This window comes from Bradyrhizobium sp. NBAIM08 (genome assembly GCF_020193935.1).
Classification (GTDB): Bacteria; Pseudomonadota; Alphaproteobacteria; order Rhizobiales; family Xanthobacteraceae; genus Bradyrhizobium; species Bradyrhizobium yuanmingense.
Window position 1 is genome coordinate 811,790 of record NZ_JADYVR010000002.1, and the last position, 23,525, is coordinate 835,314.

The 23,525-nt window shown below is 63.8% G+C and carries 24 protein-coding genes; 11 read left to right on the forward strand and 13 right to left on the reverse strand.

Features of this window, described 5'->3' with window-relative positions:
• Window position 1 precedes the first annotated feature (1 nt).
• Entirely contained in the window at window positions 2-469 is a 468-nt protein-coding gene (locus I6F37_RS10105; protein ID WP_225112792.1) for a TerB family tellurite resistance protein, read from the reverse strand.
• Between the two features lie 359 nt (window positions 470-828).
• On the opposite strand from I6F37_RS10105, the gene I6F37_RS10110 reads away from it, so the two are divergent.
• From I6F37_RS10110 to I6F37_RS10125, 4 genes are all read left to right on the forward strand, one after another.
• Window positions 829-1,656 carry a class II glutamine amidotransferase gene (locus tag I6F37_RS10110; protein WP_225112816.1) on the forward strand — a complete coding sequence of 276 codons (828 nt, stop codon included), beginning with the start codon at window positions 829-831 and terminating at the stop codon, window positions 1,654-1,656.
• 18 nt (window positions 1,657-1,674) lie between these two features.
• Window positions 1,675-2,904, forward strand: coding sequence for a carboxylate-amine ligase (locus I6F37_RS10115; protein ID WP_225151073.1), 1,230 nt, complete (start codon window positions 1,675-1,677; stop codon window positions 2,902-2,904).
• 26 nt (window positions 2,905-2,930) lie between these two features.
• Entirely contained in the window at window positions 2,931-3,152 is a 222-nt protein-coding gene (locus I6F37_RS10120) for a hypothetical protein (RefSeq protein ID WP_225151074.1), read from the forward strand.
• Window positions 3,153-3,478: 326 nt separating this feature from the next.
• Complete coding sequence (locus I6F37_RS10125; RefSeq protein WP_225151076.1) at window positions 3,479-4,618, forward strand: glucuronate isomerase; 1,140 nt, start codon at window positions 3,479-3,481, stop codon at window positions 4,616-4,618.
• A gap of 97 nt (window positions 4,619-4,715) precedes the next feature.
• Here the strand turns inward: I6F37_RS10125 and I6F37_RS45895 are convergent, their stop codons facing one another.
• Complete coding sequence (locus I6F37_RS45895) at window positions 4,716-4,937, reverse strand: LuxR C-terminal-related transcriptional regulator (RefSeq protein ID WP_036001543.1); 222 nt, start codon at window positions 4,935-4,937, stop codon at window positions 4,716-4,718.
• 547 nt (window positions 4,938-5,484) lie between these two features.
• Window positions 5,485-5,736 carry a hypothetical protein gene (locus tag I6F37_RS10135; protein ID WP_225151078.1) on the reverse strand — a complete coding sequence of 84 codons (252 nt, stop codon included), beginning with the start codon at window positions 5,734-5,736 and terminating at the stop codon, window positions 5,485-5,487.
• Window positions 5,737-5,898: 162 nt separating this feature from the next.
• On the opposite strand from I6F37_RS10135, the gene I6F37_RS10140 reads away from it, so the two are divergent.
• A complete protein-coding gene (locus I6F37_RS10140; protein ID WP_036001546.1) occupies window positions 5,899-6,333 on the forward strand; it encodes a hypothetical protein in 435 nt (144 codons plus the stop codon).
• Window positions 6,334-7,245: 912 nt separating this feature from the next.
• Here I6F37_RS10140 and gor read toward each other — a convergent pair.
• Genes gor through rpiA form a run of 3 tightly spaced genes read right to left on the reverse strand, consistent with a single transcriptional unit; the run spans window position 7,246 to window position 9,952 of the window.
• Window positions 7,246-8,634, reverse strand: coding sequence for a glutathione-disulfide reductase (gene gor / locus I6F37_RS10150; RefSeq protein WP_036001552.1), 1,389 nt, complete (start codon window positions 8,632-8,634; stop codon window positions 7,246-7,248).
• 47 nt (window positions 8,635-8,681) lie between these two features.
• Window positions 8,682-9,224, reverse strand: coding sequence for a DUF2059 domain-containing protein (locus I6F37_RS10155; RefSeq protein ID WP_036001556.1), 543 nt, complete (start codon window positions 9,222-9,224; stop codon window positions 8,682-8,684).
• Window positions 9,221-9,952 (reverse strand): ribose-5-phosphate isomerase RpiA, encoded by a 732-nt coding sequence (gene rpiA / locus I6F37_RS10160; RefSeq protein WP_036001558.1) that lies wholly within the window; start codon window positions 9,950-9,952, stop codon window positions 9,221-9,223. Before rpiA ends, I6F37_RS10155 begins: the two co-directional genes overlap by 4 nt.
• Window positions 9,953-10,135: 183 nt before the next feature.
• Between rpiA and I6F37_RS10165 the strand changes: the two genes are divergently transcribed.
• The 5 genes from I6F37_RS10165 (at window position 10,136) to I6F37_RS10185 (ending at window position 16,122) form a co-directional block, all read left to right on the forward strand.
• Window positions 10,136-10,843, forward strand: coding sequence for an HAD family hydrolase (locus tag I6F37_RS10165; RefSeq protein WP_036001631.1), 708 nt, complete (start codon window positions 10,136-10,138; stop codon window positions 10,841-10,843).
• Between the two features lie 266 nt (window positions 10,844-11,109).
• Window positions 11,110-12,129, forward strand: a complete 1,020-nt coding sequence (gene moaA, locus I6F37_RS10170) for a GTP 3',8-cyclase MoaA (protein ID WP_036001562.1) — start codon at window positions 11,110-11,112, stop codon at window positions 12,127-12,129.
• Window positions 12,130-12,298: 169 nt separating this feature from the next.
• A complete protein-coding gene (locus tag I6F37_RS10175) occupies window positions 12,299-12,880 on the forward strand; it encodes a TRAP transporter small permease subunit (protein WP_036001566.1) in 582 nt (193 codons plus the stop codon).
• A 27-nt stretch (window positions 12,881-12,907) separates the two neighbouring features.
• Window positions 12,908-14,563 (forward strand): TRAP transporter large permease subunit, encoded by a 1,656-nt coding sequence (locus tag I6F37_RS10180; RefSeq protein ID WP_036001569.1) that lies wholly within the window; start codon window positions 12,908-12,910, stop codon window positions 14,561-14,563.
• Window positions 14,564-14,832: 269 nt separating this feature from the next.
• Window positions 14,833-16,122, forward strand: a complete 1,290-nt coding sequence (locus I6F37_RS10185) for a M20/M25/M40 family metallo-hydrolase (protein WP_036001572.1) — start codon at window positions 14,833-14,835, stop codon at window positions 16,120-16,122.
• Window positions 16,123-16,289: 167 nt separating this feature from the next.
• On the opposite strand, the gene I6F37_RS10190 is transcribed toward I6F37_RS10185, so the two are convergent.
• The 4 genes from I6F37_RS10190 to I6F37_RS10205 all read right to left on the reverse strand — a co-directional run bounded on the left by I6F37_RS10190 (window position 16,290) and on the right by I6F37_RS10205 (window position 18,919).
• A complete protein-coding gene (locus I6F37_RS10190) occupies window positions 16,290-16,502 on the reverse strand; it encodes a type II toxin-antitoxin system RelE/ParE family toxin (protein WP_225151080.1) in 213 nt (70 codons plus the stop codon).
• Window positions 16,492-16,767: a type II toxin-antitoxin system ParD family antitoxin gene (locus I6F37_RS10195; protein WP_225151083.1), complete on the reverse strand. Its 276-nt coding sequence runs from the start codon at window positions 16,765-16,767 to the stop codon at window positions 16,492-16,494. Before I6F37_RS10195 ends, I6F37_RS10190 begins: the two co-directional genes overlap by 11 nt.
• A gap of 102 nt (window positions 16,768-16,869) precedes the next feature.
• Window positions 16,870-18,159, reverse strand: a complete 1,290-nt coding sequence (locus I6F37_RS10200) for an ATP-binding protein (protein ID WP_225151163.1) — start codon at window positions 18,157-18,159, stop codon at window positions 16,870-16,872.
• 85 nt (window positions 18,160-18,244) lie between these two features.
• Window positions 18,245-18,919 carry a response regulator transcription factor gene (locus tag I6F37_RS10205; RefSeq protein WP_036001578.1) on the reverse strand — a complete coding sequence of 225 codons (675 nt, stop codon included), beginning with the start codon at window positions 18,917-18,919 and terminating at the stop codon, window positions 18,245-18,247.
• A 252-nt stretch (window positions 18,920-19,171) separates the two neighbouring features.
• Between I6F37_RS10205 and I6F37_RS10210 the strand changes: the two genes are divergently transcribed.
• Window positions 19,172-19,381, forward strand: coding sequence for a hypothetical protein (locus tag I6F37_RS10210; RefSeq protein ID WP_036001583.1), 210 nt, complete (start codon window positions 19,172-19,174; stop codon window positions 19,379-19,381).
• Window positions 19,382-19,818: 437 nt separating this feature from the next.
• On the opposite strand, the gene I6F37_RS10215 is transcribed toward I6F37_RS10210, so the two are convergent.
• The 3 genes from I6F37_RS10215 to I6F37_RS10225 all read right to left on the reverse strand — a co-directional run bounded on the left by I6F37_RS10215 (window position 19,819) and on the right by I6F37_RS10225 (window position 23,494).
• On the reverse strand, window positions 19,819-20,907 hold the full coding sequence (locus I6F37_RS10215) for a TRAP transporter substrate-binding protein (RefSeq protein WP_036001586.1): 1,089 nt from the start codon (window positions 20,905-20,907) through the stop codon (window positions 19,819-19,821).
• Window positions 20,908-21,062: 155 nt separating this feature from the next.
• The gene (locus I6F37_RS10220) at window positions 21,063-22,151 is read right to left on the reverse strand and encodes a TRAP transporter substrate-binding protein (RefSeq protein ID WP_036001589.1); all 1,089 of its coding nucleotides are present in this window, start codon (window positions 22,149-22,151) and stop codon (window positions 21,063-21,065) included.
• 206 nt (window positions 22,152-22,357) lie between these two features.
• Entirely contained in the window at window positions 22,358-23,494 is a 1,137-nt protein-coding gene (locus I6F37_RS10225; protein ID WP_036001591.1) for an Mrp/NBP35 family ATP-binding protein, read from the reverse strand.
• Between the last annotated feature and the right edge of the window lie 31 nt (window positions 23,495-23,525).

The following is a 23,525-nucleotide window of genomic DNA, read 5'->3' on the forward strand; positions in this document are numbered from 1 at the left end:
CTTACCCCTTCGAGGCGGCCTGCAGCTTGGGGCCCGGCGCACTCGCCCCGACCGGCTTCGCGCGCGGCAGCACCAGCGTCAGCAAGCGCAACAATTTAATCGCCTGGACTTCGTGGGGATGTACGTCCTCGTCTGCGGCAGCAACGCGCTCCGACAGCTCCACCAGATGCGACGACAGCGGCAGGTTCGAAACCGGTCGCAGCGTATCGATCACGACGTTGGCAAAATCCGGCTCTTCGAGCCGTTCGGCGAGTTCGTCGAACATCGCACGGAGCCGTTCGTCGCCGATGTGCGGCGCCAGCTTGCGGTCTCTGATGAAACGGATCACCTCGTCGCGTTCGACGGGTGAGACGCGCCGGTCAGCAACCGCTACCAGGGCGCCCACGATCACCACGGCCGCCGCGGCCTGCTCATTCAGGCTGGACGATTCCGTGATCTCGATCGAATTTGAGGACTTGGTTCCGGACATCGTAGCTCCCTTAACTTGCGAAATAGCCGCACGGAGCTGCGATGGGGACGAATGGTCGGAGAAAACGAAACAGGGGGCCCGACAATCGGCCGATCCATCGCATTCGCGCGGGACTGGTCATCCGACATCGCGAGGTTTGCCGACGAACGTCGACGTCCTCGCCAGAGGGGCCCGGATTCTTGTTCGCTTCAGAATTATAGGTACGCCTGTCGGAATCAAGGCGGACCGGCTGCGACCAGCCGCCGCATCCGTTCGGCGTTGCGGGATCGGTCATGCAACCCTTTCGCAGCTGGAACCATGCGTCCGTGACAGGTGTTGATGCACCTCGCGACGCATCAAACCGCCTGGCAGGAACCCGCATGTGCCGCTGGATCGCATACCGGGGCGAAACCACCTCGTTCGAGCCTTATGTCACCGAACCCGAGCATTCGCTGATTGCGCAGAGCATCCGCTCGCTTCAGTCCACGGCGGGCTCGAACGGAGACGGCTTTGGTCTCGGCTGGTATGGCGAGCACCCCGAGCCGGGCCTTTATCGCGAGACGCGCCCGGCGTGGTCGGACGAAAACCTGCGCTACCTCTGCCGGCATCTGCACTCGCATCTGTTCTTCGCTCATGTGCGTGCCGCAACCGGCACGGCCGTGACGCGGCAGAATTGTCACCCCTTTGCCTGCGGGCACTGGATGTTCATGCACAACGGGTTCGTCGGCAGCTGGAATCGGCTGCGGCGCAAAGTCGAGGCGCTGATTCCCGATGCCTACTATCCGTCGCGGCTGGGCACGACGGATTCGGAAGCCGTGTTCCTGGCCATGATGGGGGCCGGTCTCGAGCACGATCCGCTCGGCGCGACACAGTCCGTGCTGCAATCGCTCCTCGGATTCGTCAATGAAGGCGGGCTTCGGGAGCGGCTGCGCTTTACCAGCGCGATTGCCAACGGCCGCGACCTCTACGCATTTCGGGTCTCGGTGAACGATGCCGCGAACACGCTCTACTTCCGCGAGGACGGCGGGCAAGTCATCGTCGTCTCCGAGCCGTTCGATAAGGAATCGGACTGGGCGGAAGTCCCGCCGAACCACGCCCTGATCGCGCGAGCGTCCGAAGCCGTCAAAATTGTTCCGTTCGACCCTGCAATTTCCAGTACATTGGGTGCGGAACCGGCCACCATCAGACGGATTATCGCCCGCAGGTAATGACCGCGCCGGTGGCCAATGACATTTGCTTCAGACGTTTCAAAGCTGCTGCGTCTTGCCCCCTCCGAGGACAAGCAGCATGTCGTCATCCGTTCTGCCGGCGGCGGCGGCAATCCGGCGGAATATTCCTTCGGCATCGAGGAGGAATACTTCCTCGCTGACCGCCGCAGCTTCGAGGTCGCGATCCGCACGCCCAACGAGCTGTTCGAATCGGCAAACTGGTCGACCGGCGGCCAAGCCATGCGCGAGATGCTGCAATCGCAGCTCGAGGTCGCAACCAACGTTCATGTCGACGTGAACGACGCGCGGGAGGAGCTGCGCTTCCTGCGACGAGAGGTCGCGAACGTCGCTGCGCAATACGGCTTTGTGATCATGGCCTGCGGCACGCACCCGAGCGCAGTCTGGCGCATGTCGCAGCCCAGCCCGAAACCGCGCTACGAGGAGATGATCGAGGATCTGCGCAGCATCGGTCACCGCAACATGATGTGCGGCATGCACGTGCATGTGCAGTTGCCGGATCCCGAGAAGCGCATGGCGGTGATGCGGGCCATGCTGCCGCATCTGCCGCTGTTCATCGCGCTGTCGACGTCCTCGCCGTTCTGGAATTCGCACAAGACCGGATTGAAGGGCTACCGCCTCGCGGCTTATTCCGAGCTGCCGCGCACCGGCCTGCCCGAATTGTTCGAAGGCAAGCAGGATTTCGACGCTTATGTCGGCGCGTTGCAGCGCTCCGGCGTGATCCCGGACGAAAGCCACATCTGGTGGGCAATGCGCCCCTCCATGAACCATCCGACGCTGGAGCTTCGCGCGCCCGACACCTGCACCTTCGTCGACGACGCGGTTGCCATCGCCTCGCTCTACCGCTGCCTGACGCGGCATCTCTATCTGCGCCCTCAGCTGTCCCGGGAGGTCACTGCGGTCGAGCGCGCGATCGCGGTCGAGAACAAATGGCGCGCCCAGCGCTACGGCACCGACTGCATCTTCGCCTCCAAGGACGGACCGGTGACGATCTCGGAGCTGCTCACCGGGGTGATCGACGACATTGCGGAGGACGCAGCCGCACTGCACTGCTCCGCCGAGATCGAACACTGCCGCACCATCGTCGCGCGCGGCAGCTCGGCGGAATTCCAGCTTCGCGCCTATCGCGAAAGCGGCGACGACATCGCAGCCGTGTCACAATGGATCGCTACCTCTACGCTGTCGGGAACGAGCGCGCCTGTGCATCGCAGCGCTGCTGCGCCGTCATAGCGCCCGCGCAAGCTTGCGCGACGAAAATGCCATTCCTGAATTACGGAGATCATGGAGAAGCGCATGAATCGCACCACACCCTGCCCGGCTGCGGCCATGCGCTTGTCCCGATGCTGACGGCCCACGGCCACACGGAGCCGAGCTGCCTCTGGTGCGAAGGCTACGACGCGCGCGCCATGGACATGGCGAAATGGGCAGGCAGCCCGTCCGGCAAGCCCGAGCCGGCGCTCCCGCGATCATTCGACTGAACCGTGCCGGGCGCCCGAAGCGGGGGCCGGCTGCATGCGCTTTTGCAGGGCATGCCGACAAATTAGACAAGACAAGCCGCTGCGCCCACTGACGGCTTGCCAGGATAGGTCGGGCGAGTTCGGCGCCACCTATTGTCTAACCTCAGGTGCAATCTCGATTATTTGCGCGTCGCGTGCAGCCGGCGGACCAGCGCGCCGCATTGCGCTCCGGCTGGCCTGAAATTCGCAAGACCGCATCAGGCCAAGTCCCTGCCCGGCCACGATGAGGAGCGGCCAGTCACGTGCGCTCGGCTTCCGGGATGAATGGCCTCAGATCGGAGAATGCCATGAACGTGCATGCTGCCGGAGACATCAAATTCACCGGTCTCACCCATCCGAACGGCGCCCGGCTGCGCCTCAACGATCAGGACTTCGTGGCGATCGATCGCGACAAGAATGCGAATTTCGAGGCGACCTACCGGCCGCAGGCGCTCTACAACCGCGCCAACGAAGGCTTCCACGCCAACAACGAAACCTTCCTGCTGCACGAGGTGGCCACCAATCTGCCGATCTACCGGCCCGACACCGGCCCTACCGACTTCCATCTGCATCTGCCGCCGGGCGGCTTTCAGCTCGTGCTGGTCACCTCGGGCGCGTTCACCTTCGACTATGACGGCCGCTGGTACAATGTCGGCCCGGGCGCGGTGATGCTGCAAAGCGCGATCGTGCATCGCCAGCTGTTCTACACCTGGTCGGGCCTGTCGACCCAAGAGAATTTGAAGACGCCGCAGACGGTGGTGCCCGATCCGATCTCGATGGGCTATTCCGGCAAATTTCTCGAAGCCTTCATCACCGATCCCACCACCTTTCCGAACCCGACCATTGTCGGCCCGGATCAGATCAATGAGGACGAAACGCCGCGCGTGGCCTGGAGCCATCCGCTGCATGACCGCCCGGCCGATGCCGGCTTCTGGCTTCAGGATCCCCTGGCGCTCGACGCGCTGTTCAAGCCGCTCACCGATGGTTCTGTCAGATCGGCGATGCCGGTTTACATACGCGACATCGGCATCGAGATTCCGAGCGGGCATCTCGTCACCGGCCACATCATCGCGACCGACCCGCGTGGCCACGCACTCTTGCCGAAGAGCACGTCTGCCGCGGCGGACGCGACCTGCTTTGCCAAGGGCGAGGTCGTGATCTATCGCGTCATTCGCGGCACGGCCGAGTTCAAGAAGAAGTCCGGCGAGAGCTTTGAACTCTCTGCCGGCGACGTGGTGACGGCGGGCAAGGATTCCATCAACCTGATCGGCGTCGGCGAAAACACCCAGGTCCTCCGCCTCGGCCTGCTCAAGGGCATGAACGAGCTGCGCAGCTGGACGGCGACACAGCGCGACGAGATCGACGGCCTCGCCGGTCAGATCATCACGCAAAAGGACGTGCGTCCCCTGCGCACCGAAGGCAAGCCGGTCGGGTATTTGTACGGCTAGGCCGGTTCGCAGCTAGGCTGCCGTTGTCTTCCGACGCAGGAATCGTACTTGAGACCAACAGCAGGCCGTTTGAGAAAAATACGTGATGCCGGCCTCGTTAGGTAACACCTCTGTAGGTGCTCCAGCTCGCAAGTCGCTTCGCTGTATCGGCGATCTCCTCTGGAGCCGTGAGTCCCAGCTTCCCCAACAATCGCACTCGCTGTTCCGCGATTTGCTTGCGGCTGCCTCCAAGCCGGACAGCGATCTCCGCGTCCGTTTTCCCGGCGGCCAAGCGCCTGAGAAAGCGCTTCTCGTGAGGGCTGAGCAAAATGTCGGTCATTTGCGTCTTGTCCTGTCTCGTGACTCCTCCGCTGCGACAGCAGTCAGAAGTTCGAACTGGCTCGCGAGGCCGCTTAGGCTGTTTGCGATGTTTTTGAACAGGTTCGCCATTCTCGGTGACACTCCATCTTCCTCGGCCCTTCTTCGATAGTCGCTCGCGAGTTTGCGGCACTCCTCGGCGCTCCGCATGGGTCACTCTCCCAAGCCAAATGTTTGGCAGATGAGATCGCTCTCGAAAACATAAGGGTCGCGTTCAAAAGGGGCGGCCCGGTTCGGCTTTGATGCGCCAATTGGGAATCGAAAACCAAGGGCGAGGAGAGAAACGGCCGTGATCGTGAATATGCTGGCTGAGACGGCGAGCGCTAGGTAACGCGGTCTCGCATGAATTACGTCCTCTCCGGCCCGACAATCCTACATCGAACCTTAGCGGACAACAGTGCAAAAGTGAACGTTGGGCCTCATGAGGTAGAGCTGGTTTGCGCTCGCTGAGCCTCGATCCGCCCGCATTCGCGCACGGATTCGGGATCCCACCGGCCCATGGCCGAAATTTACTTCGGAAGGCATTCGACGTTGTATGCAATGATGAGCTGCGTCGGATCGGCTTTCCCGAGGCTCTTCAAATCTTCCAAACCGCTTCTAAGCTTGGCTCCTGCCTCGCTCAAGCTGCCTTCAAGTGTCGTCTTGGCCTTCCGGCATCGCTCTTCACTCGTGAACTCCTGAAACACGACTGTCGGGAGGAGCCTCCATTCCGCCTTGTCACTGGTGGCGGCCGGGCTGACTGAGTAGGAGAAGACGTACATCAGGACCCACATCCTCTTGCTCCGTACGCGATGAGCACTGCTAGCTGGCCCCCCGACTGAGCCGCTCATGTCCTGCCGCTCGTTGATGTAGATTCAATTTCCTGCGGTTCTGATTGGCAAAATGGAGCACAGGGAAGAAGTCGACCTTTTGGGGCGATAGGCATGAAACGCTGGATGGGGCTTCTCATCACAATGCTCATGTTTGCTGGATCATGCGCAAGCGAGGCGGCCGTGCGGATCGCAGACGACCCCGGTGGACGGATCGGGAAATATATCTATCGGTATGAGCGGCTGCGCGCTTCAGGCCAGCACGTAATTATCGATGGTTTCTGCGCATCTGCATGCACGATTGTCTTGGCGACCTTACCCTCCAACAGGATTTGCGTCACTTCACGTGCAGAATTAGCCTTTCACGCCGCTTGGGACATTGGGCATCGAGGGCGGCCCGTGACAAACCCAGGCGCGACCCGCATGATCTATTCGATGTATCCGGGGCCGGTGCGTCGCTGGATCGCACAACGTGGCGGGCTAACGCGGCGAACGATATTTCTGAGCGGAGGCCCGCTGCAGGCCATGTATCGCTCATGCCCAGTCTGAGCCAGCAAGAGGGATAAGCTTCCTGCCTGGCCCAGGGCAAGGCGCCGCGAAGAAGTTTGCACCTTGTCTGCAGCGATCGCGAAAGAGCGAGGAGCGCCGCCGCTCCCGCTCCCTCGCTCGGCTCAATACTGATACGGATATTGACCTGGGCAGATATACCTGCCGTAGGCATCGTAGTAGCAACTATTGTTGTAGTAACCGTACGCTCCCGCCGCAGCAGCGGCGCCTACAGCGGCAGCACCGTAGCCCCAACCCGGTCGATAATAGCCACCACCGTATCCGGGGTAACCCGCGATCGGTCGCCCCGGACGGCCGGCGATCGGACCACCTGGATAACCCGGCCGACCGGGACGTCCAGCTATTGGATGCGAAGGCCGAGGACCTCCGGCCACGCGATAGCCGCGACCACCGTGAATGCGTCCCGCGTGAGCGGCGCCGCTCCGAACGTGAGCTGTTCTCATGCCGCCGCCGTGAAAGCCTCCCGCGCGCATGCCGCCACCGTGAAATCCTCCCCCACCGCGAATGCCGCCACCTCCACCGCGGCGTGCCGATGCATCATCAGGAACAAGGCTGGCAGCGACGAGGATCGCGGCCGCAAAGCCGATCAGACCGTATCGAACCATAGCATCCTCCCGGGGAGTAATGTGCCGACGGCTGCTGTCTTCAGAACTTGAACGCTTGCGCCAGCGGCACAGGTGGCAATCAGTTCTCTTCCTTCACCTTGCGCGCTTGATTTAAATCAATCGAGCAAGGTCGCACTCAATCGGCGCGCACGTTCCCGTCGGGAACTTCCGCCCTCGTATTGCTCAGAAAGGTGGACCAAGGTGCGGCTCCGCGTCTTGCGAAGCATGGGCATACCTGCCCGCCTCCTCGCGGAGCGGCGGGCGAGCAAGCAAAAGCCCGCTCGTGCAGCTACTCCGCCGCCTGCCGCACGTGCCGTGCGGTCGGGGTGCGCATGGTGACGAGCTCTTCGGCCGCGGTCGGATGCAGCGCGATGGTCGCGTCGAAATCGGCCTTGGTCGCCTTCATCTTCACCGCGATCGCGACGGCCTGCGTGATCTCGGCGGCGGCATCGCCGACGATGTGACAGCCGAGCACGCGGTCGGTCGCGCCGTCGACCACGAGCTTCATCAGCACGCGGGTGTCGCGGCCGGACATCGTCGCCTTGATGGGCCGGAACGTCGTCTTGTAGATGTCGACGTGGCTGAATTGCGCGCGCGCCTCGGTTTCCGTCAGGCCGACAGTGCCGACCTCCGGCTGCGAGAACACGGCCGTCGGGATATTGGCGTGGTCGACCTGCACCTCGCGCTTGCCGAACACCGTGTCGGCGAAGGCATGGCCCTCGCGGATCGCGACCGGCGTCAGGTTGAAGCGGTGGGTGACGTCGCCGATGGCATAGATGCTGTCGACCGAGCTCTTGGAGAAATGGTCGACCGCGATGCCGCCGTTGGCGGGATTGATGGCGACGCCCGCATTCTCCAGGCCGAGATTGGCGACGTTCGGATGGCGGCCGATCGCGAACATCACTTGGTCGGAGGCGAGGCTCGAGCCGTTCGACAGATGCGTGGTGAAGTCCTCGCCGTGGCGGTCGACCTTGGTCACGGTGCAGCCGGTGAGGATGGTGATGCCCTGCTTCTCCATCTCGGCGCGGACATGGGTCCGGACATCCTCGTCGAAGCCGCGCAGAATGTTGTCGCCGCGATAGATTACCGTCACATCGGAGCCGAAGCCGGCGAAGATGCCGGCGAATTCCAGCGCGATATAGCCGCCGCCCTGGATCACGATCCGCTTCGGCAGCCTCGCAAGATGAAACGCCTCGTTGGAGGAGATCACGTGCTCGATGCCGGGGATCGCCGCGCCATGGTTGGGCGCGCCGCCGGTGGCGATCAGGATGTACTTCGCCGTGACCTTCCTGTCGTTCTCGAGCAGGCGGACGGTGTGCTTGTCCTCGATCACCGCGCGGCTCTTGACGATCTGCGCGCCTGATTTCTCGACGTTGGCGGTGTAGGCCGCCTCCAGCCGCGCGATCTCCTTGTCCTTGTTGGCGATCAGCGTCGGCCAGTCGAAGCTGGCGGGCGGCACGGTCCAGCCGAAGCCGGCGGCGTCCTCGAGCTCGTGACGGACGTGCGAGCCGATCACGAACAGCTTCTTCGGCACACAGCCGCGGATCACGCAGGTGCCGCCCATGCGGTACTCTTCCGCGATCATGACGCGGGCGCCGTAGCCGGCCGCGATGCGGGCGGCACGGACGCCGCCCGAGCCGCCACCAATGACGAAGAGGTCGACGTCGAAATCAGCCATTATCCACTCCGACCCCTTATCAGGAACGAGCTTTCAGATAGGTGCGCTCAGATCTCCTTGCCACGCTTGCGCATCTCGGCACGGAAGGCGCCCATCACGGTTTCCGAGAAGTTCTGGGCCCAGCTGTTCATGAACGCCATGCTCTGCCCGATCGCGCGCGGCTCGGCATCGATCAGCTTCTTGCCCAGCGGCGACTTGTAGAAGGTGACGAGGTCCTTCAGCTCCTGCTCGGTGAACTCGCTGGCATAAATCTGCGCCATGCCTTCGCCGATCTCGCTCTGGCGGCCATTGAGCTGCTGGGCCACGATCGGCGCGACCTCGTTGAGGTCCTTCTGGTAATTCAGGTTCTGCTGGATCAGCGCGCCCTTGGTCTTCTCGACCATGCCCGGCACGGCGCCCGCATACATCCCGGCGGCGTTCTTGATCTGCAAGATTTCCTTGGCCGCCGCAATCGCCGCGGGCGACGCCTTCGGCAGGGCCGGCGCCGCGGGAGCCTTCTGGCCCGCCTGCTGCGCGGCGACCGGGGCGGCGGAAAGGGCCAATCCCGCAGCGAGAGCCGCAGCCGGCAAGAATTTCAACACGTTCTTCATTCCTGGTCTCCTTTCGGCTTGCGCCGTTCAATCACGCGGATTCCGCCGCCGCCCGCCAGAACGGCGGAGCTGGCCAAGCCGATGAACAGCCCGTGCTCGACCACACCGGGAATGGCGCTCAACGCCTTGGCGAGACCGGGGGGATCCGTAATACGTCCGAGCTGGGCATCGACGATCCAGTGGCCGCCATCGGTGACGAAAACGTGGCCGTCCTTGTCCCCGCCTTTGGCCTTGCGGACCGCCATTTGCCCGGAAACGCCGCATTCGGCAAATGCCTTTTCGATCGCGCGGCGCGTCGCACCGAGCCCGAACGGGATCACCTCGATCGGCAGCGGAAACTTGCCGAGCGTCGGCACCCATTTGCTGTCGTCGGCAATCACGATCATGCGGTCCGAGGCGGCCGCCACGATCTTCTCGCGCAGGAGCGCGCCGCCGCCGCCCTTGATCAGATTGAGCTCGGGATCGATCTCGTCGGCGCCGTCGATCGTGAGGTCGAGATGGTCGATCTCGTCCAGCGTCGTCAGCTTGACGCCGCAGCGCTCCGCATCGGCCCGCGTCGCCTCGGAGGTCGGCACGCCGATCACCTTGAGCCCAGCGGCAACGCGCTCGCCGAGCAGCTCGACGAAGTGCTTGGCGGTCGAGCCGGTGCCGAGCCCGAGCTGCATGCCGTCGCGCACCTCCTCCAGCGCACGCGCCGCAGCCTGCCGCTTCAACTGGTCCATGGTCACGTGTGCGCCTGCCTTGTGAAGTCTCGAACATGCGGCCGATTCCGGCCGGTTTCGGGCGCCTATGTAGCCTCGTTTTTCCCAGGAGAACAGGGCCTGGAACAGGGTCTGGGAACAGGCCTATAAGGTGATCTTATGGGCCCGCCCCTTGCGCGGATAGGACCAGGCCGGTAGCGCTTGGAAATCATGACCTTCTTCAAGACGACTTCCCCTCACACCATCGTCTTCGATCTCGACGGCACGCTGGTGGATACGGCACCCGACCTGATCACGGCCCTCAATTACGTGCTCGACCGCGAAGGCCTGCCGCCGGTGCCGATGGCCTCGGCCCGCAACATGATCGGCGCCGGTGCCCGCAAGCTGATCGAGCGGGGGCTGGAAGCGGAGGGCCGCACCGTCACGCCCGCGGACATGGACCGGATGACTGCGGATTTCATCGCGTACTATGCCGACCATATCGCGGTGGAATCCCGCCCCTTCGAGGGTCTCGAGGCCGCGCTGGACCAGTTTGCCGCCCAGGGCCATCGCCTCGCGGTCTGCACCAACAAGCTGGAATGGCTGTCGAAGCGCCTGCTGGACCAGCTCGACCTCAGCCGCCGCTTCGCGGCGATCTGCGGCGCGGACACTTTTGGCGTCCAGAAGCCCGATCCGACTATTTTTCGGGAGACGGTGGCCCGGGCCGGCGGCGACGTGAAGGCCAGCATCATGGTCGGCGACGCCGGAACCGATGTCGGCGTCGCCCGGCGGGCCGGCGTGCCGGTGATCGGGGTCAGCTTCGGCTACACCGACGTGCCGATCGCCGAGCTGAAGCCGGACCGCCTGATCCACCACATGCGCGATCTGCCGGCGGCCGCGATCAGCCTGATGACGGCAAGCAACACAGCAACGCTTTGATAGGATTGCCATTTTCGCCGCCTCACATCCCGAATGGATGCATAGAGGGCTGACTTCACCGGCGCCGCGGGCGTTGCCGGTCGTACGCGGAACCCAGCTGCGAGCCGCACCGAACGAGCCGAAATCCCGCGCCGAGGGGGTCACATGCGTCAGTGCTGCACTCACGTATACCACCCGATTGTCCTTGCCGCGTCCGATGCTTAGATTGCGTCGACCGCACCGCTGCAGCAAAGGTGCGCCCGTCGCCATAAGTGAAGGCCTCTCGCATGACCGGATCCGCCGCATTGTCGACCCCGATGACCGATCCGTTCGGGCGGACCATCACCTACTTGCGCGTCTCCGTCACCGACCGCTGCGACCTGCGCTGCTTCTACTGTATGTCCGAAGACATGACGTTCCTGCCCAAGGCGGACCTGCTGACGCTGGAGGAGCTCGATCGGCTCTGTACGGCCTTCATCGCCAAGGGCGTGAAGAAGCTGCGCCTCACCGGCGGCGAGCCCTTGGTCCGCCGCAATGTGATGTCGCTGGTGCGCTCGTTGTCGCGGCATCTGTCGAGCGGCGCGTTGAGCGAGCTGACGCTGACCACCAACGGCACCCAGCTTGCGAAGCACGCGCGGGAGCTCGCCGATTGCGGCGTCCGCCGCATCAACGTCTCGCTCGACACCCTCGATCCCAAGAAGTTTCGCGAGATCACCCGCTGGGGCGAGATCGACAAGGTGCTGGAGGGCATCGAGGCCGCGCGCGCCGCAGGGCTCGCCGTGAAGATCAACGCCGTGGCGCTGAAGAACCTCAACGAGGACGAGCTGCCTTCGCTGATGCGCTGGGCCCACGGCAAGGGCATGGGCCTGACGCTGATCGAGGTGATGCCGATGGGCGAGATCGGATCGGGCCGCATTGACCAATATCTGCCGCTGTCGCTGGTGCGCGCCCGCCTCGCCCAGCAGTTCACGCTGACGGATCTGGCCGAGAGCACCGGCGGTCCGGCCCGCTATGTCGGCGTCGCCGAGACCGGCGGCAAGCTCGGCTTCATCACGCCGATGACCCATAATTTCTGCGAATCCTGTAATCGGGTACGCATCACCTGCACCGGAACGCTGCACACCTGCCTCGGCCATGAGGATGCCTCCGATTTGCGCAAACCTCTGCGTGCATCGAGCGACGATCTATTGCTTGCGGATGCGATCGACCGCGCCATCGGGCTGAAGCCCAAGGGCCACGATTTCATCATCGACCGCCGCCACGACCGGCCCAGCGTCTCCAGGCACATGAGCGTCACCGGCGGCTAACTCCGTATAGTTGCGGCCCTATTCCCCTTAACTATCAACAAACTTCCGATTGACTGGCGGCACGCCCGCTGGTTTGGTGCGGCGGCCTCATGCCTGCGCGGCGAGATAAGCCACGCGCCATCTCGGCGCAGTCAAGACGGCCGGGGCACAATCGGGGGAGGACCTATCGTTGCAAGCGCTCCTTAAGCTGAGCAGCAGGATCGACGCGTTCACGCGCTGGACCGGCAAACGTATTGCGTGGCTGATCGTGCTCGCCGTTGTCATTTCGGCGGTCAACGCGATCATCCGCAAGACGTTCGACACCTCGTCCAATTCGTGGCTCGAGCTGCAATGGGTGCTGTTCAGCATCGTCTTCCTGCTCTGTTCGCCGTGGACGCTGCTCGACAATGAGCACATCCGCATCGACATCGTAAGCAACACGATGCCCAAGAAGGCGCGCAACGTCATCGACATCGTCGGTCACGTGTTCTTCCTCATTCCGATCTGCATCGTCATGATCGTCACGGGCGTGCCGTTCTTCCTGCGCTCCTTCCAGATCAACGAGCAATCCGGCAATGCCGGCGGCCTGCCGCAATGGCCCGCCAAAGCCCTGATCATGGTGGGGTTCGCCTTCCTTCTGGTCCAAGGCATTTCCGAGCTGATCAAGCGGATCGCGGTGATGCGCGGCTTGATACCGGACCCGCACGAATCGCAGGTGTCGGCGCTCGAAGCGGAAGTCGAGCATCTCGTTGAAGCGATCGAGAAGAAGTAGCCGTTGGCGACGGTGTAGGGGGAATCCATGACCGCATTCATCATCGCCAATATGGCGCCCATCATGTTCGTATCGCTGGTCGTCATGCTGCTGCTCGGCTATCCGGCGGCATTCTCGCTCGGCGCCGTCGGCCTGTTCTTCGCCATCATCGGCGTCGAGCTCGGCCAGTTTCACCCCGACTTCCTCCAGGCCTTGCCGGAGCGCGTCTATGGCGTGATGAACAACGACACGCTGCTCGCGATCCCCTTCTTCACCTTCATGGGATTGGTGCTGGAGCGGTCGGGCATGGCCGAGGACCTGCTCGACACGATCGGCCAGCTGTTCGGCACGATCCGCGGCGGCCTCGCCTATGCCGTGATCTTCGTCGGCGCGCTGCTCGCTGCGACCACCGGCGTGGTCGCGGCGTCCGTGATCTCGATGGGCCTGATCTCGCTGCCGATCATGCTGCGCTATGGCTATGATCGCCGCGTGGCCGCCGGCGTCATCGCCGCCTCCGGCACGCTCGCGCAAATCATTCCGCCCTCCCTCGTCCTGATCGTGATGGCCGACCAGCTCGGCAAGTCCGTCGGCGACATGTACGAAGGCGCCTTCATCCCGGGCCTCGTGCTTGCCGCCCTCTACGCCGGATACGCTTTCCTCGTCAGCATGATCTGGCCGAAGGCGACGCCCGGCCTGCCGAAGGACGCCATCGGCTTCCGCGAAGAGAACGGCGATCGCGGCCTTGTATCGCTCGGTGTGCTGTTCCTCGCGAGCTGCGCATTCGGATGGCTCATGATGCGCAATTCCAGCACTCGTGGCGCCGATTACGTGGTGCTCAGCATGTTCTACGGCATCATCTTCGCATTCGCCGTCGCCGTGCTGAACTGGGTGGTGGATAAGCTGACCGGATTCCGTTTCCTCTCGAAGATGGCGCAGCAGACCACCTTCGTGATGGTGCCGCCGCTGTTCCTGATCTTCCTGGTGCTGGGCACGATCTTCATCGGCATCGCCACGCCGACCGAAGGCGGTGCGATGGGTGCCGCCGGCGCCCTCATTCTCGGTGCCGTGAAGCGGCGGCTGAGCTGGGACCTGATCCGGCAGGCCACGGAATCGACCGCCAAGCTGTCGGCCTTCGTCGTGTTCATCCTGGTCGGCGCCCGCATCTTTTCGCTCACCTTTTACGGGGTCAACGGTCACGTCTGGGTCGAGCACCTGCTCACATCGCTGCCGGGCGGCCAGATCGGCTTCCTGATCTTCGTCAACGCGCTCGTATTCGTACTGGCCTTCTTCCTCGACTTCTTCGAGCTGGCCTTCATCGTGATCCCGCTACTGGGACCGGCCGCCGAGAAGCTCGGCATCGACCTGATCTGGTTCGGCGTCATTCTCGGCGTCAATATGCAGACCTCGTTCATGCACCCGCCGTTCGGATTCGCGCTGTTCTATCTCCGGTCCGTCGCGCCGAAGGAGCGATACACCGATCGGGTCACTGGCAAGCGGATGGACCCCGTCACCACCGGCCAGATCTATTGGGGTGCGGTGCCCTTCGTCGTCATCCAGATCATCATGGTCGGCCTCGTGATCGCGTTCCCGTCGATGGTGATGCACTACAAGGGCGTGCAGACGAACATCGATCCCAGCACGATCAAGATCGAGGTGCCGCAGATCGAGCTGCCTCCGCTGGATCTCGGCCCTCCGCAGAAGTAGTGCGACAACTGGTTCTAGGCGCGAGCGCCCACACCCTCTTCCCTTCTCCCCTTGTGGGAGAAGGTGGCGCGAACGCAGTTCGCGCCGGATGAGGGGTTTCTCTCCGCGCATTTTACTCGCCGTCGGACTCGCGGAGACAACCCCTCACCCGGCTTCGCTATCGCGAAGCCGCCCTCTCCCACCAGGGGAGAGGGTGCAGCACGGCCGCGTGACAAGCGCCGCGAACACAGGCATATCGGCTCCTTCTTCAACCGAAGGACTGTCCGCTCATGCCCCGATCGCACCCCGCTTCCACGTTCTTTGGAACGTTGATCGCCTCACTCTGGCTGGCATCTGCCGCAACGCTGGTGCACGCCGAGCCGGTCGCCAACGTCCATGCGCTGGCGCAGAAGGAACAGCAGCCGCTGCTCGACACGCTGCGCGATCTCGTCAACATCGAATCCGGCAGCAAGGACATCGAAGGCCTGAACCAGATCGCCGAGCGCATTGCCGGTCAGCTCAAGCAACTCGGCGGCACGGTGGAGATCCTGCAGCCGACTGACATCTATCGCCTCGACGACACCCCCGAAAAGATCGGGCCGGCCGTGCACGCCGTGTTCAAGGGCACGGGGTCCAAGAAGATCATGCTGATTGCTCACATGGACACGGTGTACCTGAAGGGCATGCTGAAGGACCAGCCGTTCCGCATCGACGGCGACAAGGCGTACGGGCTCGGCATTGCCGACGACAAGCAGGGCATCGCGCTCATTCTCCATACCGTGGCATTGCTGCAGAAGCTGAACTTCAGGGATTACGGCACGCTCACGGTGCTCACGAACGGCGACGAGGAGATCTCCTCGCCCGGCTGGCGCAGCACCATCACCAAGCTCGCATCGGATCAGGACGTGGTGTTCTCGTTCGAAGGCGGCGGCGCCGACGGCACGCTGCGCCTCGCCACCAGCGGCATCGGCTCGGCCTATCTTACCGTGCATGGCAGATCGTCACATGCCGGCGCACGGCCCGAAGGCGGCGTGAATGCGCTGTACGAGCTCTCGCACCAGGTGCTGCAGATGAAGGACTTGTCCAAGCCCGAGCAGGGCCTGAAGCTGAATTGGACGGTGTCCAAGTCCGGAACCAACCGCAATGTGATCCCTGCCGAGGCGACGGCCCAGGCCGACGCGCGCGCCCTCAAGGTGTCCGACTTCGACGAGTTGCAGAAGGCGCTGCAGGACAAGATCAAAAATCGCCTGCTGCCCGATTCCAGAGTCGAGCTGAAGTTCGAGGTGCGGCGCCCGCCGCTCGAACCCAGTGAGGCCTCGCGCCGGGTGGCGGCCTATGGCAAGACGATCTATGGGGAGATCGGACTATCCCTCAAGGTCGACGAGAAGGCCATCGGCGGCGGCACCGACGCGGCTTTCGCCGCACTGCAATCCAAAGGAGCCGTGGTGGAAGGCATGGGCCTGTCGGCCTTCGGCGCGCACTCCAACGATGCCGAATATGTGCAGGTGGGCAGCATCGTGCCGCGGCTCTATCTGACGACACGCATGATCATGGACCTGTCCACCGGCAAGCTGAAATAGCGGCTGCGGTCGCCGTCACTCTCCGGCTCGCGGCCTTCCGTTGCGACGAGACAGAGCGAAGCTCTTTCGTCCGAACAGGAGTGTTCAGACATCGCCTTCGAAATGACGTCCGGCATATGCGATTGTGACGATCTCGACCTCTGTCTTCAGGACACGGAACGCGATCGTCACGCGCCGCTTGAATCCGACGGTACGCAGACCGGAAGAAGATCGTCGCGACTGGTCCCACGTTTGGGAAAGGTGGCGAGAGCCATGCATGCCTTCTCGATACGGTCGATATAGCCGCCTGCAATTCGGTAGCCGGCACGTTCTGCGATGTACTCGTAAAGGCCGACCAGATCGGCCTCCGCCTCCGGTCGGAATACGACCTTAAGTGCCACGCTTGGCTGCCTTCACGTTTCTGGCGTGACGAGTCCGCAGGCGCTTGAAAACGTCGCTCGCAGCAACGCTTGGGCGAGGATCCTGGACCGAAGCTTGGACCTTGGCGGCCAGATATTCGTCAAGCGCGGCATCCTGACGATCGAGGGCGCGGAGGGCCGAGCGCATGACTTCGCTGGCAGAGGCATATTCGCCTGACTTCAGGCGGGCTTCCAGGCTCGCGCGCTGCGGGCCAAGAGTGACGGGGATCGGCTTGCTGGTCCGCATGTGGTCCCCCTTCAGTGCTCTACAACGCAAGATATGACAATGTCATACATGCCTCAAGCGCCATCCGGGCTCCCTGCTCCGCGCACGGGAAAAGGTGCACTGTCATTGCCGGGCCAGTTCCTCCCCCATCGTGACCTTGTCCGCCAGCCGAAACCGCAGCGTGAACTCCGCACCGCCGCCGGGGAGGTTCTGCACCGCGACCGTGGCGGCGTGATCGTCCGCCACGGCGCGCACGATCGAGAGTCCCAGCCCCGCACCGTCGCTGCGCCGGCGGTCGGCGCGCCAGAAGCGCTGGAAGATCAGCTCGCGCTCGGCCTCCGCGATCCCCGGGCCGGAATCGCGCACCCGCACCGAACCGTCCTCCCCCACCTCGACCTCGACGGTGGTGCCCTCCGCCGTGAACTTGATGGCGTTTTCGGCAAGATTGAACACCGCGCGCTGCAGCATCTCCGAATTGCCGTGGATCAGGACCGGTGCGTCGGTGCCCTTCAGCGCGATGTCCTTGCGTTGCGCGATCGCGAACGGGGCGATCGAGCCGACCACCTCGGCACAGACGGCGCGCAAATCCGCGGCCTCGCCGGGATCGAGCACCAGGGTGTCGAGCTCGGCGATCTCAAGCAGCTGGGCGACGATCCGGCTCATGGCCTCGATGTCGGCATGCAGCGCCTGCCGTTCGGCACCGTCGCCGAGCGTCTCGATCCGCGTGCGCAGGATTGCGAGCGGCGTGCGCAATTGATGCGCGGCATCCGCCGTGAACTGCCGCTGCACGCGAAAGCCGGCCTCGAGGCGGTCGAGCGCCTGGTTCACGGCGGTGACCAGCGGCACGATCTCGCGCGGAATCCGCGCCGTCGGCAGCCGGATATCGGTGCGCGCGGGGCCGATATTGCTGGCCTCCTGGGAGGCCTTCCACAACGGCGCGATCGCGCGGCGGAAGATGATGATGTCGATGGCAAGCAGGACCAGGAGGATCGGGACGGTGATCCACCCGACCCGCCGAAAAAAGTTCGAGACGATATCGTCGATGATGACGTCCCGGTGGGCCAGATCCTCGGCAACCTGGATGCGCACCGTCTTGCCGGCAACGTCTCGCGTGACGCTGGCGCCGGAGACGGTGTCGGAGAAACGGGAGGGCGCCGTCGCGGCGGAACGCCGGTGCGAGGAGAACAGCAACCTTCCGTCGGCATCGCGAATGTCGAACTGGTAGCGGCCGTAGGCGTCCGAATAGAGCCCCTTGAGGCTGTCGGGCAGGTTGAAGGTCAACGTGCCGTCCGGCTGCGCGACGATGCGCTCCGCCAGCACCTCGGCCTGCGCGCGCATGGCATCGCGATGCAGCTGGTCGATCTCGGAGTTGAGCAGCCAGAACAACACCAGCGGCAGGAAGATCGCGACCATCGCGACCGCGACGATGTGCAGAAACACGATGCGCGAGATCAGCGATTTGAAGGTCAGCGATCCGGCACGGCCCGCGGCGGGCACGCTATTTCTCCTCGGTCATGAGATAGCCGACGCCACGGATCGTATGGATCACGACCTTGGCGCCGTGCTCGGTCAGCTGCTTGCGCAGCCGCGACACGTAGACCTCGATCGCATTGGAGGCGACGTCGCCTTCGAGACCGAAGATGTGGTCCTCGACGTTCTTCTTCGGTACCACCCGCCCCTGCCGGCGCAGCAGGATCTCGAGCACCGAGGTCTCGCGCGCGGAGATGATCCGCGGCTGGTCGTCGACGAAGATCTGCCGGCTCTCGGTGTCGTAGACGAGGTTGGCGAGAGTGAGCGAGCGGCCGAGCAACTGGCCGGGGCGGCGCAGGATGGCCTCCAACCGCGCCACCAGCTCCTCCATCGCGAACGGTTTTGCCAAATAGTCGTCGGCGCCGCTGCGCAGGCCGGTGACGCGGTCCTGCAAGCCGCCGCGCGCGGTCAGCACCAGCACCGGCAGCGGCTCCATCTTGAGGCGCAGCTCGCGCAGCACCGACAGGCCGTCGGCATCGGGCAGACCGAGGTCGAGGATCATCGCGGCATAGCTGACGCTGTTCACCGCCTCGCGCGCCTCGGCCGCGCTGCCCACGATGTCGCTCTCATAGCCGGCTGCGGCCAGCCCACCGGCCACGAGCCGCGACAGCTCGGCATTGTCCTCGACGATCAGAAGCCGCATCGCATATCCGCTGGACGTTCCTGATACCGCACCGCTCGCGCCGCATCTGCGCTCTTTTCCAGCATTGGGGGCGCCGCGGCCAGCGAAAAAGCGCCGAATAGCCTCTCCTTGTCAGGTCGGTGTAAGCCAGCGCTGCGCATGAACCCGGTCATCGACCGCATGATCATCGCCGGCCGAAGATTGACCCACGGAACATTCGTTTTGGCGTGTCGTTAAATCCAAGCGCTCAGGATGAGCGCCTGGAGGAGCCCGATGTCGTATTTTCCATCTGGCGAAGACCAAGCCTTCCGCATTTGCAAGGTGCTCGCCGACGTCTTCTGCGCGATCCTGCTCGGCACCTTTTCGATCGTGTTCTTCGGCTGGATCGGCGGAATTGTCGCCTTCGTCATTCTCGAAGCTGCCCTGCTCGGGCTCGACTGGCTCATGCCAAGCGCAAGAGACGCAGCAGGCGTCGTTCGCTAGCCGCGCTTCCGATGCTCGGCAGCCGACCGATGGTCCGCCTCTGGCGGCAAATAAGCTCGGCTGCTACGACTCAGCTTGCCCCAACGCGCGGACCTTTCCATTACGACGCGCGCCGGCACTAACGGAAAGGACACCGACCAGGCCTTGCGCAGCGCTCTTTGAATTTCATCGGGATCGAAGCGCATCGGGGGCATCGTTCAGCGCCACGATTTCGGATCGGGCGATGATGCATGTCTACCACTGTTTTGCCCGACGGGTCAAAAATTTCGGTAATTTCGCAATCGCTCGTGGTAACGAAGTCAAGTCATTGATATCGCTGCCCCGGTCTACTGTGCATGGGGTTGTTTTCGATGTTTTGGTTGGACGCCCTCCCAACAGCAGCGACAACGCCCCGGAGCCTTTCGCTCCGGGGCGTGCCGCATCCGATCGGGACGCGATCAGCTCTGCGAGCGCCGCGCCATGAAGATGTCGTAGCCGACCTCGGCCACCTGGAACCAGGAATAGCCGTCGCTCGTGAACTTGGCGAGCGAGTCGTTCACCTTCTTGAAGTTCGGATTGGTCGCAGCGACTTCGGCGTGCAGCTCCTTGGCCGCCTTGTAGCAGGCATCCATGATCGCGGGCGAGAAGGCGTGCAGCTTGGTGCCGCCCGCGAGCAGCTTCCTCAGCGCCAGCGGATTGGCGTTGTCGTAGCGCGCCATCATGTAATTGTTGGCGTAGTGGCCGGCCTGCTCCAGCACGCTCTGGTAATATTTCGGCAGCGCGTTCCATTTGTCGAGGTTGACGAAAGCCATCAGCATCGGACCGCCTTCCCACCAGCCGGGGTAGTAGTAGTGCGGCGCGATCTTGTAGAAGCCGAGCTTCTCGTCGTCATAAGGCCCGACCCATTCGGCGGCGTCGATCGTGCCCTTCTCCAGCGCCGGATAGATGTCACCGCCGGCGAGCTGCTGCGGCACCACGCCGAGCTTCTGGAGCACGCGGCCGGTGAAGCCGCCGATGCGGAACTTCATGCCTTTGAGATCGTCGGGCGTGTTGACCTCTTTCCTGAACCAGCCGCCCATCTGGCAGCCGGTGTTGCCCGCGAGCAGCGAGACGACGTTGTAGCTCTTGTAGAACTCGTTGAGCACGTCGCGGCCGCCGCCCAGCATGTACCAGGCCTGGTTGATGCGCATGTTGGGACCGAACGGCACGGCCGAGCCGAAGGTGAAGGTCGGGTCCTTGCCGAAATAATAATAGGACGCGGTGTGGCCGATCTCGCAGGTGCCGTTCTGCACGGCGTCGAGCACCTGCAGGCCCGGCACGATTTCGCCGGCCGCGAAGATCTGGATCTGGAATTTGTTGTCGGTCGCCTCGGCAACCATCTTGCACATCATCTCGGCGCCGCCAAACAGCGTGTCGAGCGATTTCGGCCAGCTCGTCGGCATGCGCCATTTGATTTCCGGCATCGACTGCGCGATCGCGGGAGCCGCGAGCGTGGCGGCGCCGGCCGCACCAAGTCCTGTGACCTTGATGAAGTCTCTTCTCTTCATGATTTCCTACCCTAATGGATCTAATTGTGGAGCCTTCTTTGCGAGGCTTGCCGACAGAATGGAGCATCACGGGACCGAATGCCATCCCGATCGCAAAGAAAAAGCCCGGCCTCCTGGGGAGGCCGGGCTAGTGGTCTTACGACCTAAGCCGTAGATCAGCCGCGGGTGCGCGAGCGGATCATGAAGCTGTCGTAGGTATATTCGGCAACCTGCCACCACAGATATTCGTCGGAGCGGTAGGCCTGCATGGAGTCAATGGCCTTTTTGAAGTCGGCGTTCTTGCCAGAAACCTCGGCCCACAGCTCGTTGGTCGCCTTGAGGCAGGCTTCCAGCACCTCGTTGGTGAACGGACGAAGCTGGGTGCCGCCGGCGACCAGGCGCTTCAGCGCCGCCGGGTTCTGCATGTCGTAGCGCGCAGCCATCCAGCTGTTGGCGTTCGCCGTCGCGTTCGTGAGGATCGCCTGGTAGCTCTTCGGCAGCGCATTGAACTTTTCCAGGTTGGCGAAGGCGTGGACGGTCGGACCGCCCTCCCAGAAGCCGGGGTAGTAGTAGTACTTGGCGACCTTGGCGAAGCCGAGCTTCTCGTCATCGTAGGGGCCGACCCACTCGGCGGCGTCGATCGTGCCCTTCTCCAGCGCGGGATAAATGTCGCCGCCGGCGAGCTGCTGCGGCACCACGCCGACCTTCTGCAGCACCTGGCCGGCAATGCCGCCGATGCGCATCTTGAGGCCGGAGAGGTCGGCAACGGTCTTGATCTCCTTGCGGAACCAGCCGCCCATCTGGGTACCGGTGTTGCCGCATGGGAAGCCGATCACGTTCGACTTCTTGAAGAACTCGTTGGCGAGCTCGTTGCCGCCGCCCTGATAGAGCCACGAATTCTGCTGACGCGCGTTGAGGCCGAACGGCACCGAGGCGAAGATCGCGAAGGTGGGGTCCTTGCCGACGTAATAGTACGAGACGGTGTGGCACATATCGACCGTGCCGTTCGAGGTCGCATCGAGCGCCTGGAGGCCGGGGACGATTTCGCCGGCGGCGAACACCTGAATCTGGAACTTGTTGTCAGTCATCTCGGCGACGTACTTCGCCACCTGCTCGGCGCCGCCATAGATGGTGTCGAGCGACTTCGGGAAGCTCGAAGTCAGGCGCCACTTCACCTCGGGCGAGGACTGTGCGATCGCCGGCGAGGCCACCGCGGTCGCCGCCGCGCCTGCTGCCGACACTTTGAGAAAATCACGACGCTTCATCTTCAGGTCTCTCCTTGCTGGGGCGTTTCCCCTTGACTTCTCTTCTTGCCGCCGCTCGTTCCGGCGACGCGTTGAGGTCGCGTCGAACCGAAGGGGCTTGACTGCGGGGGGCCTTTAACACGGCCAGCCCGGTTTCGGAACGCGACAATGGCATGACGGGGCTCTACGAAAGTCGCATGCCCCGGAGCCTGCCGCGGTGCCCCCATTCAGGCCGCGGCGATGACACCCTTGAGCTGGTCCCGGACCTGGCCGGCAATGGCGCGGTAGATCGCCGCATGAGGGCCGTCCGGCTCGCTGTCGACCACGGGATTGCCGGCGTCCGAGGTGGCGCGAATCGCCATGTGCAGGGGGATCTCGCCCAGGAATGGGACGCCGAGCTTCTCGGCCTCGTGCCGCGCCCCGCCATGGCCGAAAATATCCGACTTGGTGCCGCAATGCGGACATTGGAAGTAGCTCATATTCTCGACGATGCCGAGCACGGGCACGTTGACCTTCTTGAACATGGCAAGCCCCCGCCGCGCATCGATCAGGGACAGGTCCTGCGGGGTCGAGACGATCACGGCGCCCTTGAGCGGCACGTTCTGCGCCAGCGTGAGCTGGGCATCGCCGGTGCCCGGCGGCATGTCGACGACCAGCACGTCGAGCTTGCCCCATTCGACGTCGCGCAGCATCTGCGTCACCGCCGACATCACCATCGGACCGCGCCAGATCATCGCGGTCTCCTCCTCGACCAGGAAGCCGATCGACATGATGGCGAGCCCGAAGCGCCGAAGCGGAATCATCTTGCGCTCGTCGTTCAGCTCCGGCTTGTCGCGCAGGCCCGTCAGGCGCGGCACCGAGGGGCCGTAGATATCGGCGTCGAGCAGCCCGACCTTGAGGCCGAGGTCGCGCAGGCCGAGCGCCAGATTGAGCGCCGTGGTCGACTTTCCGACGCCGCCCTTGCCGGAGGCGACCGCAATTACGGCGGCAACGCCGGGAATTTCCGATTGCCGCGCCATCGGCGACCCCCCGCCCTGGGGCGGCTTGTGGGCATGGGCCGGCTGCACGCCGGGCGTGCCGCGGCTCGGCTGCGGGGGTGGCGGCGGCGCGGAGCCCGGCTTGCGCTCGGCGGTCAGCGCCACCATGACGGTGGTGACACCGGGAATGCTTCGCACGGCGGCTTCCGCTTCGGCCCGGACGGATTCCCAGGCTCTTGCCTCGGCGGCGTCGACATTGATCGAGAAGAATACCTTGCCGTCGGAGGCGCTGATCGCGCTCAGCACATTGGCATGGGGGAGTGCGACCCCGCGGGGCGACTGGACCCTGGCGAGGCTATCGAGAACCTGTTGCTGCGTCACGCTCAAAGCGCATCTCCTGCAGTTGAGGATGCCCCAT